Genomic DNA, 20,610 nt, shown 5'->3' with positions numbered 1-20,610 from the left:
CCCCCGCTCAATGATTAAGGAGCCGTAGCCTGATGTCTGCATTAACCCCCGCCAGTGAAGTGATACTGCGCCATAGTGACGAATTTCTTTCACGCCAAGTGCTGTTTGCCGGCGATTTGCAGGATACCCTGCCTGCGCAATTTGAAGCGGCGTCGGTGCGTGTCCATTGCAACCAATATCACCACTGGCAACAGATGGCAAAACCACTGGGGGATAACGCGCAATATGGTCTGGTCGCGGATGCGGCGCTGGTGGCAGATAGCGACACGCTGATTTATTACTGGCCGAAGAGCAAACAGGAAGCGGAATTCCAACTGCGTAATCTGCTGTCCCTGCTGCCGGTTGGTGCGGAGATCTTCGTGGTTGGGGAAAATCGCAGCGGCGTGCGCAGCGCGGAAACCGTGCTGTCTGGCTTCGTTGAACTGGTAAAAATCGACAGCGCGCGCCGCTGCGGGCTTTATCACGGTCGGATTGATAAGCAAGCCAGCTTCACGCTGGATGACTGGTGGGATGACTATGTAACGGACGGCGTGACTGTCAAAACGCTGCCGGGCGTCTTCAGCCGTGATGATCTGGATCCGGGTAGCCGACTGCTGCTGTCTACCTTTGAGCCACACATGAAAGGCAAGGTGCTGGATATCGCCTGCGGAGCGGGCGTGCTGGCATCGGTGCTGGCGCAGCAGTCGCCGAAAATCCGCCTGACGCTGAGCGATGTCAGCGCTGCGGCGGTGGAGTCGAGCAAGGCAACGCTGGCGGCGAACGGGCTGGAAGGCAGCGTGATCGCGAGTAACGTCTATTCCGATATCAACGGTCGCTTCGATATGATCGTTTCCAACCCACCGTTCCACGATGGCTTACAGACCAGTCTGCAAGCCGCAGAAATGCTGATTCGTGGTGCGGTAACCCATCTACCGATTGGCGGGCAGCTACGTATCGTTGCTAACGCTTTCCTGCCTTATCCGGCGCTGTTAGATGCCGCCTTTGGCAGCCATGAAGTGCTGGCGCAAACCGGACGCTTCAAGGTGTATCAGGCTACCGTTGGCCGCCCTCCGCGCACCGACAGTAAGGGGCGTCGCTAATCCTACTGATTCAGCGTCGCCATACTCTCCTTGCCGTAGCGTTCACCTGCTGCGGCATCGGGCGGGAAAATAGCATCGATGGCGGCCAGTTCGGCTTTCGTCAGGGTGATATCCAGCGCCGCGACGTTCTCCTCCAGATAGCGACGGCGTTTGGTGCCGGGAATCGGCACGATATGCTCGCCCTGCGCCAGAACCCACGCCAACGCCAACTGTGATGGCGTCACCTGTTTTTCCTGCGCCAGTTGGTTAATTTTCTCGACCAGTTGCAGGTTTTTCGCGAAATTTTCCCCAGAGAAGCGTGGATTGGTGCGACGAAAATCGTCTGCCGCCAGATCGTCCGGGCTGCGGATCGCACCGGTCAGAAAACCGCGCCCCAGCGGGCTGTAAGGCACAAAGCCGATGCCAAGACGTTCACAGGTGGGCAGAATCTCGGCTTCCATATCGCGTGTCCACAGTGAGTATTCGCTCTGTAGCGCGGTAATTGGATGCACGCGGTGAGCGCGTTCCAACGTGCTGGCAGAGGCTTCGCTCAGGCCGATGTAACGAATCTTGCCTTCCTGCACCAGTTCCGCCAGCGTGCCGACCGTCTCTTCAATCGGCACTGTCGGATCGATGCGGTGCTGATAGTACAAATCGATAACGTCCGTACCGAGGCGCGTCAGGCTGCCTTCTACTGAACGGCGGATATAATCCGGCTTACCGCAGATGCCACGCGCGTGCGGATCTGCCGGGTCACGGATGATACCGAATTTGGTTGCCAGAAAGACCTGCTCACGTTTGCCCTTTATCGCTTTGCCGATCAATTGCTCATTGGTGTGAGGGCCATACATATCCGCCGTATCCAGCAGGGTAACGCCGAGTTCCAATGCGCGATGTAACGTGGCAATGGATTCTTTCTCGTCCTGCGCGGTGGAGTAGAAATCACTCATTCCCATGCAGCCTAGCCCAATGGCTGAAACCAACGGGCCGTTCGTGCCTAGTTTGCGTTGTTGCATTGTCATCTACCTCATCTTGTTGCCAGTAAAAGCAGTCTGGTTGTTTATCCAGAAAAGATAAATACTGCTTTTTATGCAACACTATTCAAAAATAACTAACAATGGTGGCGACGATGGATCATATTCAGGCGATGCGGGTTTTTGTACGTATTGTCGAACTGGGCAGCTTCAGCCGTGCGGCGGAGCGACTGGCGCTACCGCGTGCCACGGTGAGCAATACCATCAAACAGCTTGAAGGGCGGCTGGGTGTTCGTTTGCTGCAACGCACGACCCGTCAGGTGCAAATCACCGATGAGGGACGCGTTTATTATGAGCGCTGCCTGCAATTGCTGGCGGAGATTGAAGAGATCGACACGCTGTTCACGCAGCACAAGCAGCAGCCTGTGGGTAAAGTGCGGGTGGATATGCCGCACTCGCTGGCGCGGGACATCGTTATTCCGGCGCTGGGAGAATTCTACGCGCGCTATCCGCAGATAACGCTGATGCTCAGTGCCAACGATGCGGCGATTAATGTGCTGCGTGAAGGCGTTGATTGCGTGCTACGCGCCTGGCAGACGGACGACGAAACGCTGGCGACACGCCATTTGCCATCCATGCCGCAGATCACCTGTGCGTCGGCCGACTATCTGGCGCGCTACGGCGTGCCGCGCTCGCTTGATGACCTGTCGGGGCATCACATGGTGGGGTATTTTTCCCTGCGCACCGAATACCGTTATCCACTGGAGTTTATGTCTGGCGACGAGTGTACGACGCGCATGTTACCCGGTACATTGCAGGTTAACGGGACGGATGCTTACATCGCGGGTGCGCGTGCCGGATTGGGGATTATTCAGGCACCGCGTCGCGGCCTGCGCCCGTTTCTTGAGAGTGGTGAACTGGTGGAGATCCTGCCGGACATGCCGCCACCTGCGATGCCGCTCTACGTGATGTACGCGCCTGGTCGTTTTCTCGCGCCGCGGATTCGGGTGTTTATCGAATGGCTCGACGAACTCTTTACACGACACGCCGTTGGGAGATGATGATTTTTGCAGCAAACCCCGCATGCCGGAGGAAATAATCATTGACGTGAACGCGAAAACCTCTAGAATTCGCCCCCGTAGTGATATTGCATAAAGCAGTGTTGCGAAGGTGGCGGAATTGGTAGACGCGCTAGCTTCAGGTGTTAGTGTTCTTACGGACGTGAGGGTTCAAGTCCCTCTCTTCGCACCAACATCACTACGACGGTTCTGGTTTGTCGAACCGAAACAGTTAATCAGTGTTACATGACAGCATGCGAAGGTGGCGGAATTGGTAGACGCGCTAGCTTCAGGTGTTAGTGTTCTTACGGACGTGAGGGTTCAAGTCCCTCTCTTCGCACCATGTCGTGATAGATTGGCTGTATAGCGCAAACAATATTCTCAGTGCGAAGGTGGCGGAATTGGTAGACGCGCTAGCTTCAGGTGTTAGTGTCCTTACGGACGTGAGGGTTCAAGTCCCTCTCTTCGCACCACGTATTTTTTCTATATCTTCCTGATTTTCTTTCCTGTTTATTCCGTTTAATCCTATTTCTGTCTATACCGTTTTCCGCGTTGATTCACCCGTCTGGATTCGCTTTCCGCTAATGTGTTTGTTTACAGCGTCGTCATATTAAATATGACGGACAGTGCTGCCAATCCGCCAGCCAGCGCAATGCACGAGGGCAGCAGCAAATAGTGGCGTAAGCGCTGATGAAATAGCATGACCAATGTCGCCAGCAGGGCGATGGCGATAATCACTTTCAGGTGCGTCAGGTTTAGATCGAGTAGCGCCAGTAGCGGCATGATGGCACAGGGCAGCAGCACGCCCCAGGCACTCGACAAATGCTTCCCCATACACCAACTCACGCTCCATAGCCCACAGGCTGTGATCATTGCTGTCAGCATTTTACCACCCGTCAAAAATGATAATGATAACTAATATCATATAAGAATTTATATCAATTACTAGTTTTTTGACGGGCAGATTGCTGGAATTTTCCACTCTGGTAACGCTGAGTAGGCCGTGAGGAACCCAGCGGTTGAGATAGCGAGCAAAGATGACCCCATCGCCATGGCGATGTCCCGGAATTTTTCACCGATGTAGTCGGCGTTGTAGGCCATGATATGCGGCAGCAGAATCGCGATGATGACAGCATAAGGAAGAGGGGGGTCAGGAATGCGGCATGGGCGTTTGACTGAAAAAATCTAATTTAAGCGCGTTTTTATCATTATATTATCTAATCCGAATGGCGTTTTGTTTTTCGCGGTGTAACCAGAATAAGCCAGTTTTAATGTCATTAGTTTGTGTTATTTGCTCATTTAAATAATTTACATGCTTAAATTTCATGATTATTAAGCATATTACGCTACTGTGTTTTTTGTGATTCGCTCGAATTTATTTGTCTTCTATATAATTTATCTTATGGCTAAGGGTGTGGTTTATGCCGTGCTTCGGTGGTAAGTTCAGTCAGAAGATATCGTTTGCGCAGTGTGTTTTATCGCCTGAACGCCATGCGCTGAAGAGGGATAAAGAATGGCAAAACAAACCCCGTTGTACCAACAGCATCTGGCCGATGGCGCCAAAATGGTGGATTTTCACGGCTGGATGATGCCACTGCATTACGGCTCCCAACTGGATGAGCACCACACCGTGCGTCGGGAAGCCGGCATTTTTGATGTCTCCCACATGACTATCGTTGATTTGCGCGGCGTGAGAACGCGTGAATTCCTGCGCTATCTGCTGGCGAATGATGTCGCCAAGCTCACCCAGCCGGGGAAAGCATTGTATAGCGCTATGCTCAATGCCTCCGGCGGTGTGATCGACGATCTGATCGTTTATTTCCTGACCGAAGATAACTTCCGGCTGGTGGTGAACTCCGCGACGCGTGAAAAGGATCTTGCCTGGATCGGACAACATGCCGCGCCGTTTGGTATCGAAATCCATGAGCGTGACGATTTGGCGCTGGTCGCAGTACAAGGCCCGCAGGCGCAGGAAAACGTTCAGGCGCTTCTTAAGGCAAAAGGCGTGAGTGATGCTGATGTGGCAGCGGTGGCCAGCATGAAACCGTTTTTTGGCACGCAGGTGGAAGATTTATTCATTGCCACAACGGGTTACACGGGTGAGGCCGGTTATGAAATCGCGCTGCCGAATGAGCAGGTGGTCGGTTTCTGGCAACAACTGCTGGAGCGTGGCGTGAAGCCATGCGGGTTGGGGGCGCGCGATACACTGCGGCTGGAAGCGGGAATGAACCTGTATGGGCAAGATATGGATGAGGGCATTTCGCCGCTGGCGGCCAATATGGGCTGGACCATCGTCTGGCTGCCGGAAGATCGCCAGTTTATCGGGCGCGAGGCGTTAACGCATCTGCGTGAAAAAGGCACCGAACAACTGGTGGGTTTGGTGCTGACGGAGAAGGGCGTATTGCGCAATGATTTACCTGTGCGCTTTACTGATAGTGATGGCGTGATACGTGAAGGGGTCATCACCAGCGGATCGTTTTCGCCAACGCTGGGGGTGAGCATCGCGCTGGCGCGTGTTCCGGTTGGCATTGGTGAACAGGCGATTGTGCAGATTCGCAATCGCGAACTGCCCGTCCATGTGACCAAACCCGGTTTTGTTCGCGCCGGCAAAGCCATCGTACAGTTTTGATCGCGGCTTGCCTGTAAAGATAAGCGTATAGGATTAACGACATTAGGAAAGGGGATGCAATGAGCAATGTACCAGCAGAATTAAAATACACCACGTCGCACGAATGGGTACTGCACGAGGGCGACGGTATCTACAGCGTGGGGATTACTGAACACGCGCAGGAACTTCTGGGTGACATGGTCTTTATCGATTTACCTGAAGTGGGCACGGTCGTGGCCGCAGGCGACGACTGCGCGGTGGCGGAGTCGGTAAAAGCGGCGTCAGATATTTATGCGCCGATCAGCGGTGAAATTGTGGAAGTGAATGAGGAGCTGGAAAGCTCGCCTGAGCTGGTCAACAGCGCACCTTATGCCGATGGCTGGCTGTTCCGTATCAAAATTTCTGATGAGTCTGATTTAGACGAACTGCTGGATGCCGAAGGCTATCAGGCTTCTTTGGAAGAAGACGACGAATAGTGATGACGCCCTGGCTTGATGCCGGGGCGTATTGTTTTATTCGCCCGCATCATATTTTTTACGCGGCAGCGATCGCGATTAATGCAGGAAATGACGGTAATGACCCAGACTCTCAGTCAACTCGAACATGACGGCGCGTTTATTGCGCGCCATATCGGCCCTTCCGTCAGCGAGCAGCAACATATGCTGTCGGTGGTGGGCGCGACGTCGCTGGATGCGCTGATCCGTCAGATTGTCCCGGTGGACATTCAACTGCCCAGCCCGCCTGCGGTGGGTGAGGCCGTGACGGAACATGAAGCGTTAGCTGAGCTGAAGGCCATTGCCGGACGGAATCAATGTTATAAGAGCTACATCGGCATGGGCTACAGCGCGGTGCTGATGCCACCGGTGATTTTGCGCAATGTGCTGGAAAACCCAGGCTGGTACACCGCCTATACCCCGTACCAGCCGGAAGTGTCTCAGGGGCGTTTGGAAGCGCTGTTGAATTTCCAGCAGGTCACACAGGATCTCACAGGTCTGGATTTAGCCTCTGCGTCACTGCTGGATGAAGCCACCGCTGCTGCGGAAGCGATGGCGATGGCAAAGCGTATCAGCAAGCTCAAACAGGCTGAGCGCTTTTTTGTTGCCGACGATGTGCACCCGCAAACGCTGGACGTGGTGCGTACCCGTGCAGAAACCTTCGGTTTTGAGATTGTCGTCGGTAAGGCGGAAGAGGCGCTGAAAGACGAGTCGGTGTTCGGCGTGCTGCTGCAACAGGCCGGGACGACGGGCGAACTGCACGATTACCGCGACCTGATGGCGGCATTAAAAGCCCGTAAAGTCGTCAGTTGTGTGGCGTCGGATATCATGGCGCTGGTACTGCTGACCGCGCCTGGTATGCAGGGGGCGGATATCGTCTTCGGTTCCGCGCAGCGTTTTGGCGTGCCGATGGGCTACGGCGGCCCACACGCGGCATTCTTCGCCTGTCGTGATGAACATAAGCGCGCGATGCCGGGACGTATTATCGGTGTGTCACGCGATGCGGCGGGCAATACCGCGCTGCGCATGGCGATGCAGACCCGTGAACAGCATATTCGCCGTGAGAAGGCGAACTCAAATATTTGTACCTCACAGGTGTTACTGGCGAATATCGCAGGGATGTATGCCGTGTTCCACGGCCCGGAGGGGCTTAAACGTATCGCGGGGCGCATCCATCGTTTGACCGATATTCTGGCGGCGGGGTTAACGCAAGGGGGACTGTTGCTGCGTCATTGTAGCTGGTTCGACACGTTAACGGTTGAAGTTGCAGACAAAGAGGCGGTACTGAGCCGGGCATTAAGTTTTGGCATTAACCTCAGAGGCGATTTGGCGAGTGCCGTGGGAATCACGTTGGATGAAACGACCACGCGTGAAGACGTGCTGGCGCTGTTCGCCGTGCTGTTAGGTGACGATCACGGGCTGGATCTTGAGGCGCTTGATGCTGCAATCAGTCAGCGATCTACATCGATCCCTGTTGCGCTGTTACGCGGCGACGCGATCTTGTCGCATCCGGTTTTTAACCGCTATCACAGCGAAACCGAGATGATGCGTTATTTGCACCGTCTGGCACGTAAAGATCTGGCGCTCAATCAGGCGATGATCCCGCTCGGTTCCTGCACCATGAAGCTCAACGCGGCGGCAGAAATGCTGCCGATTACCTGGCCGGAATTTGCTGAACTGCACCCGTTCTGCCCGCCGGAACAGGCGCTGGGGTATCGCCAGATGATCGAACAACTGTCGGGCTGGCTGGTGCAATTGATCGGTTATGACGCGGTTTGCATGCAGCCGAATTCGGGTGCGCAGGGGGAATATGCCGGGTTGCTGGCGATCCGCCGCTATCATGAAAGCCGCAATGACGCAGGCCGTACTCTGTGCCTGATCCCCAGTTCTGCCCACGGTACGAATCCCGCATCGGCGCAGATGGCGGGGATGAGCGTGGTGGTGGTCGCCTGTGATAAACAGGGGAATATTGACCTGCACGATCTACGTGAGAAAGCGCAGGCTGCGGGCGAACAGCTTTCCTGCATCATGGTGACCTATCCGTCTACTCACGGCGTCTATGAAGAGACGATTCGCGAAGTGTGCCAGATCGTGCACCAGTACGGCGGTCAGGTCTATCTGGACGGTGCGAATATGAACGCACAGGTGGGTATTACCACGCCGGGTTACATTGGCGCAGACGTATCGCACCTTAACCTGCATAAAACCTTCTGTATTCCGCACGGCGGCGGTGGGCCGGGCATGGGGCCGATTGGCGTGAAAGCGCATTTGGCACCGTTTGTACCGGGGCATCAGGTGGTAAAAATGGACGGCGTGCTAACGAAACAGGGCGCGGTATCGGCGGCGCCCTTCGGCAGCGCCTCAATTCTGCCGATAAGCTGGATGTACATCCGCATGATGGGAGCAGAAGGGCTGAAACAGGCCAGCCAGATGGCGATCCTGAACGCTAACTACATCGCGACTCGCCTACAGCAGGCGTATCCCGTGCTCTACACGGGTCGTGACGGCCGCGTGGCGCATGAGTGCATTCTGGATATTCGTCCTGTTAAAGAAAGTACCGGAATTAGCGAGATGGATATCGCCAAGCGCCTGATCGACTACGGTTTCCATGCGCCGACTATGTCGTTTCCAGTCGCGGGTACGCTGATGGTCGAGCCGACGGAGTCCGAGAGTCAGGTGGAGATCGATCGTTTTATCGATGCCATGCTGGCGATCCGTGCCGAAATCACCCGCGTGGCGCAGGGCGAATGGCCGCTGGACGATAACCCGCTGGTGAACGCGCCGCACACGCAGGCGGAACTGGTGGCTGACTGGACGCACCCCTACAGCCGCGAGCTGGCGGTATTCCCGGCTGGCAGCGAGCACAAATACTGGCCGAGCGTGAAGCGCCTGGATGATGTCTACGGCGACCGTAATCTGTTCTGTTCGTGTGTGCCGATGAGCGAGTATTAATCGTTCAGCGTGATATCTTGGCCTCGAATACGTTTTTACATGTATGCGAGGCTACTTTTATTCGGCTCTGCCTTGGGATTTGAAGCTGATGTCAGAAGGTGTTTCGATTTATTCAATCGCACCCTAATTCCAGTATCTGCTATTTATAATAAGAAAGTGAATTAAGTTGTCGTTCATTCAGGGACTGAAACCTGTTTTCGGTTATTTTTATAATGGCGGGTAATAGCTTTTTAACTCTCTCATGACCATCTGGTTTAATGATCGTAATTACCTGAATATGCAGGGGATAGATATTGTGTATCGCAAACACTAAAAAATTATCGCTTACTCTACGATGAAGAGGTTGTGACGTAGGCCACGGGGTATCTTCCCCTGGAACACGAATATGAGATTTATAAATCTCAGAAAGAATGGATTGAGATGAACGTTCAAAGCCCCCCATTTTTCCAAGATATGCAGAAACTTTGCCGCTGTTTTTATAATTTGCTAACGCTTTAGCAAAGAAATTTTCCAGTTGACCTGCGGCTGCATCAACAATAATGCTTACACGGGTTTCCATGTTGGCGGCTCCATGCCAAGTCGTTTGTGGCTATCCTCAATTGATGTTTTGAAAGCAGCTAATTCTTGATCGCTAAATGCTTCTGATTCGTCGTATTCAAGCGGGAGAAACTGAGCGCCAAGAGTGGCTACCCCCATCGTCAGCTTCTTGTATTCAATAAACGTGTTGATCGCGTGGTTTTTCATCGTCATCAGTGTGGCTAAATGTGGCAACCAAACGCTGTTATTTTCGGCAACAAAGAAGGTATAAAGCAGCCGCGTTATGCCATGATTGATCTGATTGATCTGATCGTACAGCTTGTCGATGTCATTGTGCTGAATGTCCAACGCCGCAATGTCCTCATCGGTTCCATTGCTCAGCGTGTCGATAAACTCTTTATACTTTTCACAGCTTTTCTCAACGGGAACCATGACGTCGTAGATGACTTTCAGTGCATTGGAGGCCTGTTTTTTTGAGATAGAATTCCGGTGACTTCTGTCAAAGTCAGATATGGAGCGCTCAATGGGCAGAGATACGTTTTTGAAAACGTTGTCTATTTTCTCCATCCCTTGGTTGACAATAGCCATAGCTTCAAGCCCTAGCATGATTGACTCCTTATAATTCTACAGGTTAAAAATAATACAGCAAAGTTAAGCACTCTTCCCAGACGTATTTTTAGGTACTTCGAGCCTTCCCGCAAATCACCTGCCAAAATAGAGGCGAATTCTTCGCAGGCATATTTTCCCGATCCGAAAACAAACTGTCATTAAACTGACGCCGCAGTGCAACGCAAGCGTTCTAGGGTAAGGCCTCTGTATTTCACACTGAGCGACCCGTGAGCTATGCGTGCAAAATGTTTTCCCTATCTCGTGCTGTTGCCTACGCTGGTTTTTTTGCTTGCCTTCACCTATTTCCCCCTGCTGCGTTCAATCATCGACAGCCTGTATGACACGCGGCTGAACGCCGATGCGCCGCTGTTCGTCGGGATGGATAATTTTGTGCGTCTGGTGCAGGACGCGGTGTTCTGGCAAGCCTTGCGGAACAACGTGTTGTATATCCTGATGACGGTTGTGCCCGGTGTACTACTGGCGCTATTGCTGGCAGTGCTGCTGTGGGAAAACACGCGCATCAACCGCTGGCTGCGTACCGCTTTTTTCTTTCCGATGATTATTCCGCTGGTGAGTGCCGCGACGCTGTGGCTGTTCATCTTTATGCCGGGGCTGGGGCTGCTGGATTACTCTCTGGCGAAAGTCTTTGGCCCGATGAACAACAACTACCTCGGTATGAGCGACAGCGCGCTGGTGGCGGTGAGCGTTATCGGTATCTGGAAATTCGCCGGCTACTACATGCTGTTTTTTCTCGCGGGTTTACAAGCCGTTTCGACCTCTGCGCGTGAGGCCGCGCTGGTGGAAGGAGCGTCGCGGCGTCAGGTGTTTTTCTACGTCACGTTACCCTTGCTACGGCCTACTATCGCCTTTGTCGTCACTATCGCCTTTATCTACGCCATTACTCAGATCGACCACGTTGCCGTCATGACGCGCGGCGGGCCGAATAACGCGACGACGGTGCTGCTCTATTACATCCAGGATCTCGCAAATGACACGCACGATCTGGGTAAAGCCTCCGCGGCTACCTTCCTGACGTTAGCGATGCTGTTTGCCTTTTCCATGATGAACCTGAAAGTGCTGGAGAAAGGGGCGCACTATGAACGTTAAACACCTGAACATGGATCATCCGAACGTGGAGGTCAGGCGCGTTGAAAAGCGACGGGTTGCCAGCCGCCATCCGCTTTGTATTAGCACGCGGTTCACGCTACCGCTGTTACTGATTTGCGCTGCGCTGCTGTGGATCAGCCCGTTTATCTGGATGCTATCTGCGTCCGTCAGCACCAGCAGCTTCGGCGTGGATATGGCTTCATTGTTGCCGCGTCTTCCGCTCACGTTCGATAACTTCCGCGATGCGTGGGACAGCGCCGATTGGCTGCGGCTTTATGCCAATACGCTTTTCTTTGCGGTCGGCACCTTTCTGGTCCAACTGGTGACGATCACCACGGCGGGCTACATCTTTGCTTACCATGAGTTTCGCGGCAAAACGCTGTTGTTCTACCTGCTGCTGATTCAACTGATGATCATGCCCGTCGTCATGATGGTGCCGAATATGATGACGCTCAAGCAGCTTGGCCTGCTCAATACCCTGACCGGCGTGATGATGCCGTATTTTGCCTCGGCGTTTGGCGTGTTTCTGATGCGCCAGGCGTTTCTCAACATTGCTAAAGAGATCGAGGAAGCCGCGTTGATGGAAGGTTGTCGCTGGTGGCAGGTGGTGTTTCACGTCCTGATCCCGATGACCTGGCCGTCGATTCTGGCTTTTGCCACGGTCAGCATTACCTACCACTGGAACGAATATCTCTGGCCGCTGATGGTACTCAACGACCCGGACAAACAGGTGCTGACCATTGGGCTGGTGTCGTTCGCGATGGGCGCAGAGTCCGGCGGGCAATGGGGATTGATTTGTGCGGGGACGCTGCTGGTGTGCCTGCCGCTAATGGTGGCTTTTGTGGTGTTTCAGAAGCAGTTCCTGAGCAGCTTCGGCTTCTCAGGCATTAAGTGAATCGCTGTAAGGCTATGCGGGTAATACGGATGACTTGAGCCCATTGTTAGGGGAAACACAGGGGGAGGTTCCCGCAGGGAGGCCTCACCCCTGTGGTCGCCCCGTGTATCTCGATCCTTACACGATCGGCGTTCGCCAACGGGCGAAATAACAACAGAGGTGGTGGTTATGTTGCTGGCACAGATTTCCGACCTGCATTTTCGCAGTGAGGGACGCAAGCTCTATGAATTTATTGATGTTAACGGGGAAAATGCCAGGGTCATCAGTCTACTTAACGCGCTGAAGGAGCGGCCGGATGCGGTAGTGATTAGCGGTGATGTCGTCAACTGTGGACATCCACAGGAGTATCGGGTGGCCCAACGCGTGTTGCAGATGTTGGATTATCCACTGTACGTGATCCCCGGTAATCATGACGACAAGCAGAATTTTCTCAACGCAATGCGTCCACTTTGCCCGAAATTGGGCGATGATCCCGACAATATTCGCTATGCGGTGGACGATTTTCCGATGCGCCTGCTGTTCATCGATACCAGTCTGACCGGGCAGTCGAAAGGCTGGCTAACGCCGTCTACGCTGGGCTGGCTGGAACAGCAATTGCAGGAGCATGCGACGCGTGAAACGGCGATCTTCATGCATCATCCCCCGCTCCCGTTGGGATCGGCACAGATGGATCGCATTGCCTGTGAAAACGGGCACGAACTGCTGACGCTGATCGAGCGTTTTCCACAGTTGACGCGGATCTTTTGCGGTCATACGCATCGTCTGATGATGGCGCAGCATCGGCAGGCGATGATCGCCACGGTGCCGGGCACCGTCCATCAGGTGCCGTATTTCCATCATGACGATGCGCCGTACTACAATTTGGAGCCGGCCTGCATGGTGATGCACCGCTATGTCTCGGTCACCGGATTGGTGAGTTACAGCCAATCGCTTGCCTCTTATCCCGGCCCTTATCTCTACGATCCACACATCAGTTGTCCGGTGGAGGGGTAATGGCGGTGATTCAGTTACGTAATATCAGTAAATGCTTCGAACACACGCAGGCGCTGGCGTCGCTGTCGCTGGATATCGCCGACGGTGAATTTCTGGTGCTGGTTGGGCCATCCGGCTGCGGCAAAAGTACGCTGCTGCGCATGCTGGCTGGTCTGGAAGACGTGAGCGACGGGCAAATTCTGTTGGGCAAAGACGACATTACGACGTGGAGCCCGAAGCAGCGTAATTTTTCGATGATCTTTCAGAACTATGCGCTGTTTCCGCATCTGACGGTCGAGCAGAACATTACTTTCGGGATGCGGATGCGTGGTGAGCCGAAAGCCGATTACCCACAGCGCGTGCAGCACGTTGCCAGCCTGCTTCAGCTTGAGCCGCTGCTGAAACGCAAACCGGGCAAACTGTCCGGTGGCCAGCGTCAGCGGGTGGCGATGGCGCGGGCGATCGTACGCGATCCGCATTTGTTTCTGATGGATGAGCCGTTGTCGAATCTGGATGCTCGCCTGCGTAGCGAGGTGCGCGACGGCATTATGGATCTGCATCGGCAGTTGAAAACGACCACGGTTTACGTCACACACGATCAGATCGAAGCGATGACGATGGCGGATCGTATTGCCGTGTTGGATCGCGGCGTGCTGCAACAGGTTGGTACACCGGAGGAACTGTATTCACAGCCCGCTAACGTGTTTGTCGCCGGGTTTATCGGCACGCCCGCGATGAACATGGTGACCTTGCCTTGTAACAACGGTCACGCGATTTTATCGGCACAGCCCGTGGCGCTGCCTATCAGTGACGAAACGCGCGCCTTGACCGGTGTATTACTGGGAATTCGCCCTGAACATATTACCGAACACGCCGTGTCAGACGGCATATTGTCATTGTCGGGAACGGTGAAACAACGGGAGCTGTTTGGCGCGGAGTATCTGATTCATGTGGAAACGCCGCTGGGGAATATTCGCTACCGTCGACCAAATCGTGAGGGTGTACCGGACGTGGGCGCGTCCGTTAACCTCCATTTTTCACCGCAGGATTGTCATTGGTTTTCCGGGCACACCGCCCGTCGTTTATCCCAGGAGAAAAGACATGCGTAAGCCCCATATGATGGCGCTGACCATTGCCTTGCTGATGTCCGGCTCGGCGTTGGCAAAGCAGAGTATCGATTTTATGTTTCCCGCCCCAGTGGATGGCAAGCTGACGATGGAAATGACGCGCATCATCAAGGCGTACAACCAATCGCAGGATCAGGTTGACGTACGTGGGATCTTCACGGGCAATTACGATACGACGAAAGTGAAAGCGGAGGCTGCCGCCAAAGCGGGCGATCCTCCGGCGCTAGTGATTATGTCGGCGAACTTCACCGCCGATCTGGTCATCAAAGATGAAATCCTGCCGATGGACGAACTGTTCAAATACGGCAATGAAAAAGCCACGCCTTTCCTGACCAAAAACTTCTGGCCTGCGCTGCAGCAGAACGCACAGGTGATGGGCGTGACGTACGCGATCCCATTCCATAATTCGACGCCGATTCTGTATTACAACGCAGACATGCTGAAGAAAGCGGGCTTTAACGAACCGCCGAAAAGCTGGGATGACGTGGTGGCGGTCGCGAAGAAACTCACCGATCCGGCGCAAGGGCAGTGGGGCATCATGATCCCATCGACGAACGATGATTACGGTGGCTGGATGCTGTCTGCGCTGACGCGTGCCAACGGCGGAGCCTATTACAATGCCGACTATCCGGGCGAGGTGTATTACAACAGTGCATCGACCAAAGGGGCGCTCCAGTTCTGGCGTGATTTGGTGTACCGCGACAAAGTGATGCCTGCGGGTGTGCTGAATTCTAAGCAGATCAGCGCCGCATTTTTCTCCGGCAAGCTGGGTATGGCGATGCTGAGCACCGGCGCGCTGGGCTTTATGCGGGAAAATACCAAAGATTTCCAGCTCGGTGTGGCGATGATGCCGGAAAAAGAGCGTCGTGGTGTGACCATCGGCGGGGCGAGTCTGGTGAGCTTCAAGGGGATTTCTGAAGCGCAGAAGAAAGCGGCCTGGCAGTTTATGAACTTTCTGGTCAGCCCGGAAGTCAGCGCAAGCTGGAGCCGTTTTACCGGCTACTTTGCGCCGCGTATGGCGGCTTACGATCTGCCGGAAATGAAGGATTATCTGGCAAACGATCCGCGTGCGACGATTGCGCTTTCGCAACTGCAATATGCTCATCCGTGGTACGCCACCTATGAAACGGTCGCGGTGCGTAAAGCGATGGAAAACCAACTGGCGGCGCTGTTAAACGACCCGGCGAAAAAGGTCGATGACGCCGCTGCCGCTGCACAAAAAGAGGCGGATGGCATCATGAAGCCTTATGTGGATAAAACGGCATTGCGAGATGTGAAGTAACACCCTCCCGCCCCGTTGCGGTTGGCTCAACGGGGCGTCTGGCGGGGACAGCGAATTATAGCAGCCACCCTTTGGCTTTGGCGTCGGCCAAATGCTGCTTCAGGTGTTGCCACAGTTCCGGGTTGATAGTGGCAATAAACTCGGCGCGGTCGAGAACCTGTTCCAGACGAATACCGTTTTCTACCCAGCTTTGGCCGCCGTTGTGCAGATTCATCAACATCGGCATGATGCGGTCGAGCACCAGAGCAAACTGAGCGCTGGGGGTGTCATTGGCTTCGTATTCTTCCCATAGATCGTGGAATTGCTGACGTTGTGGCTCTGGCAACAGGCCGAAAATACGGGCAGCGGCAGCGACTTCCTGATCGTGGATCGCCAGACGAGCGGAAAGATCGTACACGATCACATCGCCGGCATCGATTTCGACGATATCGTGAATCAGCGCCATCTGGATCACGCGCTGAATATCCACGCCTTCACCGGCGTAAGGCGCCAGCGCCATGGCGGCGACGGCAAAATGCCAACTGTGTTCGGCTGAATCTTCATGGCGTTCGCTGCCAATAATTTTGTTACGGCGTTGCACGCTTTTCAATTTATCGATTTCTATCAGAAAGCCGAAAACCTCGGTCATGGAACCGAAATTCAGAGTAGATGGGGAAAATGACATGAAACGCTTACCTCTTGCAGTGAAAACGACAGGAAGGCGCTGTGAGCGTCAGAACCGGATGAACCGTTAACGCGAATAACCGGTAAGAACGGCGAGCCCTTCAAAAAAACAGGAAAATATCGAAGTCAAACATTGTAGGGGATGTTGCCAGATATTGACATGCATGATTGCACGTTAAACGAGCGTGAAGACCAACGGGAGGGCAAGGAGAATTCTTTTAGCTTACGCGTGTACACTGAAACTATTCTCAGTTAATCTGCTCAAAGGTTAAACACCTGCGTCTGCTTCATGCTACCTAAGCAGTGGGAAAGACGGGGCAGATCATATCAGAACACGCTATTGCGGAATTTATTGATGTCAAAAAATGCACAGATGTCGAATTACTCTCTGGCAGAGGAAATTGCGAACAGCGTAAGCCACGGAATTGGCGTGATTTTCGGTATTGTGGGACTGGTTTTGCTGTTGGTGCAGGCAGTTAACAATAATGCCGATAGTGTGGCGATTACCAGCTATAGCCTCTATGGTGGCAGCATTATCCTGCTGTTTTTGGCCTCGACGTTGTATCACGCGATCCCCTCGCCGCGTATTAAACCGTGGCTGAAAAAATTCGACCACTGTGCCATCTATCTGTTGATTGCTGGCACCTATACGCCTTTTTTGCTGGTCGGGCTGGCGTCACCGCTGGCACACGGCTTGATGGTCGTCATTTGGAGCATGGCGCTGTTGGGGGTGATCTTCAAACTGGCGTTTGCTCACCGCTTTGAGGTGTTGTCGTTGATTACCTATCTGGTGATGGGCTGGCTGTCGCTGGTGGTGATTTATCAGATGGTGATCAAGCTATCGGCGGCGAGTGTGACGCTGTTGGCGGTGGGCGGCGTGGTCTATACGCTGGGGGTGGTTTTCTACGCCAGCAAGCGGATTCCCTATAATCACGCGATTTGGCACGGCTTTGTGTTGGGCGGCAGCGTCTGCCACTTTCTGGCGATTTACCTTTATATCTAACCTGTCCTTTGAAGTATAGCGCGCACCAACAGCGTGGTTGATGCGCGCTATCACTCGTCGAATTAATCCGTTATTTCATACGGCAGCGGCTGAACCCTGAGCTGGCTTTCGGCATCGTCACGGACGCGCAGGATGTTTTCTGCGTTCAGATCGTTATTCAACACGGCCTGAACCCACACCTCGCCGTTCTGTAATTGGCTGGCGGCCAATACCGTTCCGGTACGACGCCAGTTCTCGCCGAGTTGTAATTCCAAATCGTCTCCGGCGTGTGGCACCTGATTGGCCTTACCCGCCAGCCAATAGAGTGCGCGCTTATTCGCACCACGATATTTTGCCCGAGCGACCATTTCCTGGCCGGCATAGCACCCTTTGCTGAAGCTAATCCCATTTAATGCCTGTAAATTAGTCGCTTGCGGGATGAACTGCGCACTGTTTACGCTGTCAATGATGGGCTGACCTGCTTCAATATCCAGCGTCAGCCACTGGCGGCTGTCATTCAGACTGACGTTATCACCGAGTTGCTCAATCAATGAAGCGCTTTGCTCAGGAGACAGTACCAGCAGGAAACGTTCTGCGGGATGGACAACATGCAGTAAGGTTGCCCCTTCGTGCTGCACAACAGGGTGTGTAGCATCGGGAAGCTTACTAAAGACCGAGGCCAGCCGCTCGCGCATGCCCGCACCCGCTGCGCCGAGTAGTACGATATTGTCGTCCGGCGCGATGGTGGTTTTTGAGAAAACGGCGTATTTTTTCAGTTCGCTAAGCTGGGTGTCGCGTAAGTTACGGCGTTCGATAAAAGCAAAACCTTCGCCGTGATGAAACAGACGCAGGTTGCTCCACATTTTCCCTTTCGCGTCGCAGTGGGCGCACAGGGTGTGCTGGTCGTCAGCCAGTGCGCTGACATCTGCGGTGAGCTGTCCCTGAAGGTATTTGACGGTATCCGGCCCGACCAGAGTGACCAGCGCCCAGTCATCCAGCGAGATGAGTGTGGCAGGCAGTTGGGCGGAAGCAAAGGGGGGTTGTGAGGCAAAAGGACGTTGATGAGCCGTAAGTTGGTTAACCATATAGTACAATCCTGCGCTAAAGGGCAATACCCGAATGGCCTAATGGTAAAAGAGCGCTCAGGGTTTGCAAGCGGTTATTCACGCAGTATGGCCTGGCGCATCCTGATGCGGCTGAGTACTCTCGGCGCAGCGCACATGGGTAAACTATGTCAGAATGTTACTATTAGTGGATACTCGCTACCGGAATCGGAGTACACTAGCGGCACGCTGCGCTAACAAGGTGGACATGAAACATGGAAATCGATAATAAATCACGCATTCATTGGGCATGCCGCCGTGGTATGCGTGAACTGGATATCGCGATCATGCCGTTTTTTCAGCATGACTATGACACACTCAGTGACAGTGATAAGCACACGTTTGTACGCCTGCTACAAAGCGACGATCCCGATTTATTCAACTGGCTGATGAACCACGGTGAGCCGGAGGATGGAGAACTGAGACGCATGATTTCCCTTATTCAGACGCGAAATAAAGATCGTGGCCCAGTGGCAATGTGATCTTCGTGTTTCCTGGCGCATGCAACTGCTGTCGTTGGTGGTGCATGGCCTATTAGTATTGCTCATTTTGTTGGCACCGTGGCCGGACGGCTACGCATGGCTATGGCTGTGCCTGGTCACGATGGTGATGTTCGGTTTTATCCGTAGCCAACGGAATATTAAATCCCGACAGGGGGAAATCACCCTGCTTAGCGAAACGACCCTGAACTGGCGGCAGCAGGAATGGCAGATCGTTAAACGACCGTGGTTGCTGAAAAATGGCGTATTACTGTCATTGCGAGCGGTTAAGGGGAAAGACAGACAGCAACTGTGGCTGGCATCGGATAGTATGGGGGATGGCGAATGGCGTCATCTGCGCCAGCTTCTTTTGCAGCAGAAACACGGGGCGTAATCGCTAATGCTGTTCACTTAAGCGTGGATTTAGGGGAAAGCACGGTGATGCGGTTCCCGCAGGGACACCCCGCACCGTGGTAGCACCCGGTATCCCGATTCTTAAACGATCGGCATTAGGGCGCAATAACGGCACGTTTGGGTGCCGGGTGTGATAAACATTACCGCAGTGATTTACGGAAATAATCGCAGCAGGTATCTTACGCCGCGTCGTGAGGTGAAGATACTGGCTGTCCCCGTCAGGGGAATGTCGGCTTTCCTTTCTCTTCCTCCTGTTCTTATTTCGGTCACCGTCTGGCCGTGCCTTGAAATTGATTGGGTATAACTGATGACTAAGCCCGCAGTGCAAAAAAATGGTCTGCATCCTCGTAATCGCCATCGCGATCGTTATGATTTTCTCGCGCTCACGCAGAGTTATCCTGCGCTGATCCCGTTTGTGAAGGTGAATGCCTACGGTGATGAGTCCGTGGATTTTGCCAATCCCGAGGCGGTGAAAGCGCTGAATCAGGCGTTGTTGCAGCATTTTTATCAGATTGAGCACTGGACGATTCCAGACGGCTTTCTGTGCCCGCCAATCCCCGGTCGTGCCGACTACATTCATCATCTGGCCGATTTGCTGGCGGAAGATAACCGTTCAGTCGTGCCGCGTGACGCGTCCGTGCTGGATGTCGGCTGTGGTGCCAACTGCATCTATCCACTGATCGGGCATCGTGAATACGGCTGGCGTTTTACCGGTAGCGAAATCAATCCGCAAGCGATGAAAGCGGCCAATGAGACGATTGAGGCGAACCCCGGTTTGAACCGTTCGATTCGCCTGCGTCGTCAGAAAAACAGCAAAGCGATACTGGCTGGCATCATTCATAAGAACGACACGTTTGATGCGGTGATGTGTAATCCGCCGTTTCATGCTTCCGCTGAGGAGGCGCGTCAGGGAACACAGCGTAAATTGCATAATCTCGGGCTGGATAAACGTTCACCGCTGAATTTTGGCGGCCAGCAGGATGAGCTGTGGTGTCAGGGAGGCGAAGCCGCCTTTATTGGTCAGATGATCAAAGAGAGCGCGGGGTTTGCCCGCCAGTGCCTGTGGTTTACGTCGCTGGTGTCGCGCAAAGAAAACCTGCCGGAAATATACCGTGCGCTGGAAGCCATTGACGCGGAAAAGGTCAGAACCATCGATATGGCGCAAGGCCAGAAGCAAAGCCGCTTTGTCGCGTGGAGCTTCTTTGATACTGCGGCGCGCGCGCGCTGGTTACAAAAGCGCTAACGCGCGTCAACCTTCGCCGATATCCCTCTTCGCGGATACCTGTGGCAACGGTA

At 53.9% G+C, this 20,610-nt stretch carries 20 protein-coding genes and 3 tRNA genes; 17 read left to right on the top strand and 6 right to left on the bottom strand.

Annotated elements, in window-relative coordinates; translation table 11 throughout:
- The first annotated feature begins 32 nt into the window (after nucleotides 1–32).
- Nucleotides 33–1,079 (top strand): 16S rRNA (guanine(1207)-N(2))-methyltransferase RsmC, encoded by a 1,047-nt coding sequence (gene rsmC / locus OI69_RS02655; protein ID WP_039345794.1) that lies wholly within the window; start codon nucleotides 33–35, stop codon nucleotides 1,077–1,079.
- A gap of 2 nt (nucleotides 1,080–1,081) precedes the next feature.
- Here the strand turns inward: rsmC and OI69_RS02650 are convergent, their stop codons facing one another.
- A complete protein-coding gene (locus OI69_RS02650) occupies nucleotides 1,082–2,074 on the bottom strand; it encodes an aldo/keto reductase (protein WP_039345791.1) in 993 nt (330 codons plus the stop codon).
- Nucleotides 2,075–2,187: 113 nt separating this feature from the next.
- On the opposite strand from OI69_RS02650, the gene OI69_RS02645 reads away from it, so the two are divergent.
- From OI69_RS02645 to OI69_RS02630, 4 genes are all read left to right on the top strand, one after another.
- Nucleotides 2,188–3,093, top strand: a complete 906-nt coding sequence (locus OI69_RS02645) for a LysR family transcriptional regulator (RefSeq protein WP_039345788.1) — start codon at nucleotides 2,188–2,190, stop codon at nucleotides 3,091–3,093.
- Between the two features lie 103 nt (nucleotides 3,094–3,196).
- Nucleotides 3,197–3,283, top strand: a tRNA-Leu gene (locus OI69_RS02640).
- A 63-nt stretch (nucleotides 3,284–3,346) separates the two neighbouring features.
- Nucleotides 3,347–3,433, top strand: a tRNA-Leu gene (locus OI69_RS02635).
- A 43-nt stretch (nucleotides 3,434–3,476) separates the two neighbouring features.
- Nucleotides 3,477–3,563 (top strand) — tRNA-Leu (locus OI69_RS02630).
- 121 nt (nucleotides 3,564–3,684) lie between these two features.
- Here the strand turns inward: OI69_RS02630 and OI69_RS02625 are convergent.
- Nucleotides 3,685–3,975: a DUF1435 domain-containing protein gene (locus OI69_RS02625; RefSeq protein ID WP_039345785.1), complete on the bottom strand. Its 291-nt coding sequence runs from the start codon at nucleotides 3,973–3,975 to the stop codon at nucleotides 3,685–3,687.
- Nucleotides 3,976–4,603: 628 nt separating this feature from the next.
- Between OI69_RS02625 and gcvT the strand changes: the two genes are divergently transcribed.
- From gcvT to gcvP, 3 genes are all read left to right on the top strand, one after another.
- A complete protein-coding gene (gcvT, locus tag OI69_RS02620; protein WP_039345782.1) occupies nucleotides 4,604–5,719 on the top strand; it encodes a glycine cleavage system aminomethyltransferase GcvT in 1,116 nt (371 codons plus the stop codon).
- Nucleotides 5,720–5,778: 59 nt separating this feature from the next.
- Nucleotides 5,779–6,174: a glycine cleavage system protein GcvH gene (gcvH, locus tag OI69_RS02615; RefSeq protein WP_039345779.1), complete on the top strand. Its 396-nt coding sequence runs from the start codon at nucleotides 5,779–5,781 to the stop codon at nucleotides 6,172–6,174.
- 99 nt (nucleotides 6,175–6,273) lie between these two features.
- On the top strand, nucleotides 6,274–9,144 hold the full coding sequence (gene gcvP, locus OI69_RS02610; protein ID WP_039345775.1) for an aminomethyl-transferring glycine dehydrogenase: 2,871 nt from the start codon (nucleotides 6,274–6,276) through the stop codon (nucleotides 9,142–9,144).
- 139 nt (nucleotides 9,145–9,283) lie between these two features.
- On the opposite strand, the gene OI69_RS02605 is transcribed toward gcvP, so the two are convergent.
- On the bottom strand, nucleotides 9,284–9,703 hold the full coding sequence (locus tag OI69_RS02605; RefSeq protein WP_039345772.1) for a type II toxin-antitoxin system YafO family toxin: 420 nt from the start codon (nucleotides 9,701–9,703) through the stop codon (nucleotides 9,284–9,286).
- Nucleotides 9,688–10,287 (bottom strand): hypothetical protein, encoded by a 600-nt coding sequence (locus OI69_RS02600; RefSeq protein WP_039345769.1) that lies wholly within the window; start codon nucleotides 10,285–10,287, stop codon nucleotides 9,688–9,690. The genes OI69_RS02605 and OI69_RS02600 overlap by 16 nt, the downstream gene beginning before the upstream one ends.
- 237 nt (nucleotides 10,288–10,524) lie before the next feature.
- On the opposite strand from OI69_RS02600, the gene OI69_RS02595 reads away from it, so the two are divergent.
- From OI69_RS02595 to OI69_RS02575, 5 genes are all read left to right on the top strand, one after another.
- On the top strand, nucleotides 10,525–11,397 hold the full coding sequence (locus OI69_RS02595; RefSeq protein ID WP_039345766.1) for a carbohydrate ABC transporter permease: 873 nt from the start codon (nucleotides 10,525–10,527) through the stop codon (nucleotides 11,395–11,397).
- 10 nt (nucleotides 11,398–11,407) lie between these two features.
- A complete protein-coding gene (locus OI69_RS02590; RefSeq protein ID WP_052198289.1) occupies nucleotides 11,408–12,292 on the top strand; it encodes a carbohydrate ABC transporter permease in 885 nt (294 codons plus the stop codon).
- A gap of 168 nt (nucleotides 12,293–12,460) precedes the next feature.
- Nucleotides 12,461–13,285, top strand: a complete 825-nt coding sequence (locus OI69_RS02585) for a phosphodiesterase (RefSeq protein ID WP_039345761.1) — start codon at nucleotides 12,461–12,463, stop codon at nucleotides 13,283–13,285.
- Complete coding sequence (locus tag OI69_RS02580; RefSeq protein WP_039345758.1) at nucleotides 13,285–14,373, top strand: ABC transporter ATP-binding protein; 1,089 nt, start codon at nucleotides 13,285–13,287, stop codon at nucleotides 14,371–14,373. The genes OI69_RS02585 and OI69_RS02580 overlap by 1 nt, the downstream gene beginning before the upstream one ends.
- Nucleotides 14,366–15,673 (top strand): ABC transporter substrate-binding protein, encoded by a 1,308-nt coding sequence (locus OI69_RS02575; protein WP_039345755.1) that lies wholly within the window; start codon nucleotides 14,366–14,368, stop codon nucleotides 15,671–15,673. Before OI69_RS02580 ends, OI69_RS02575 begins: the two co-directional genes overlap by 8 nt.
- Before the next feature lie 55 nt (nucleotides 15,674–15,728).
- Here OI69_RS02575 and OI69_RS02570 read toward each other — a convergent pair whose 3' ends face one another.
- The gene (locus OI69_RS02570; protein ID WP_039345753.1) at nucleotides 15,729–16,337 is read right to left on the bottom strand and encodes an HD domain-containing protein; all 609 of its coding nucleotides are present in this window, start codon (nucleotides 16,335–16,337) and stop codon (nucleotides 15,729–15,731) included.
- Nucleotides 16,338–16,691: 354 nt separating this feature from the next.
- Here OI69_RS02570 and trhA point away from each other — a divergent pair, with 354 nt between their 5' ends.
- The gene (gene trhA / locus OI69_RS02565; RefSeq protein ID WP_039345751.1) at nucleotides 16,692–17,339 is read left to right on the top strand and encodes a PAQR family membrane homeostasis protein TrhA; all 648 of its coding nucleotides are present in this window, start codon (nucleotides 16,692–16,694) and stop codon (nucleotides 17,337–17,339) included.
- Between the two features lie 62 nt (nucleotides 17,340–17,401).
- On the opposite strand, the gene ygfZ is transcribed toward trhA, so the two are convergent.
- Entirely contained in the window at nucleotides 17,402–18,403 is a 1,002-nt protein-coding gene (gene ygfZ / locus OI69_RS02560) for a tRNA-modifying protein YgfZ (protein WP_039345747.1), read from the bottom strand.
- Between the two features lie 233 nt (nucleotides 18,404–18,636).
- Between ygfZ and sdhE the strand changes: the two genes are divergently transcribed.
- From sdhE to rlmF, 3 genes are all read left to right on the top strand, one after another.
- Nucleotides 18,637–18,903 (top strand): FAD assembly factor SdhE, encoded by a 267-nt coding sequence (sdhE, locus tag OI69_RS02555; protein WP_039345744.1) that lies wholly within the window; start codon nucleotides 18,637–18,639, stop codon nucleotides 18,901–18,903.
- On the top strand, nucleotides 18,884–19,294 hold the full coding sequence (locus tag OI69_RS02550) for a protein YgfX (protein ID WP_039345741.1): 411 nt from the start codon (nucleotides 18,884–18,886) through the stop codon (nucleotides 19,292–19,294). Before sdhE ends, OI69_RS02550 begins: the two co-directional genes overlap by 20 nt.
- A gap of 327 nt (nucleotides 19,295–19,621) precedes the next feature.
- Entirely contained in the window at nucleotides 19,622–20,557 is a 936-nt protein-coding gene (gene rlmF, locus OI69_RS02545; protein WP_039345738.1) for a 23S rRNA (adenine(1618)-N(6))-methyltransferase RlmF, read from the top strand.
- Nucleotides 20,558–20,610: the final 53 nt, after the last annotated feature.

The organism is Pectobacterium fontis, from assembly GCF_000803215.1.
Lineage (GTDB): Bacteria > Pseudomonadota > Gammaproteobacteria > Enterobacterales > Enterobacteriaceae > Pectobacterium > Pectobacterium fontis.
Note: the sequence above shows the minus strand (reverse complement) of the source record. Positions and strands in the feature narration are given on the sequence as shown.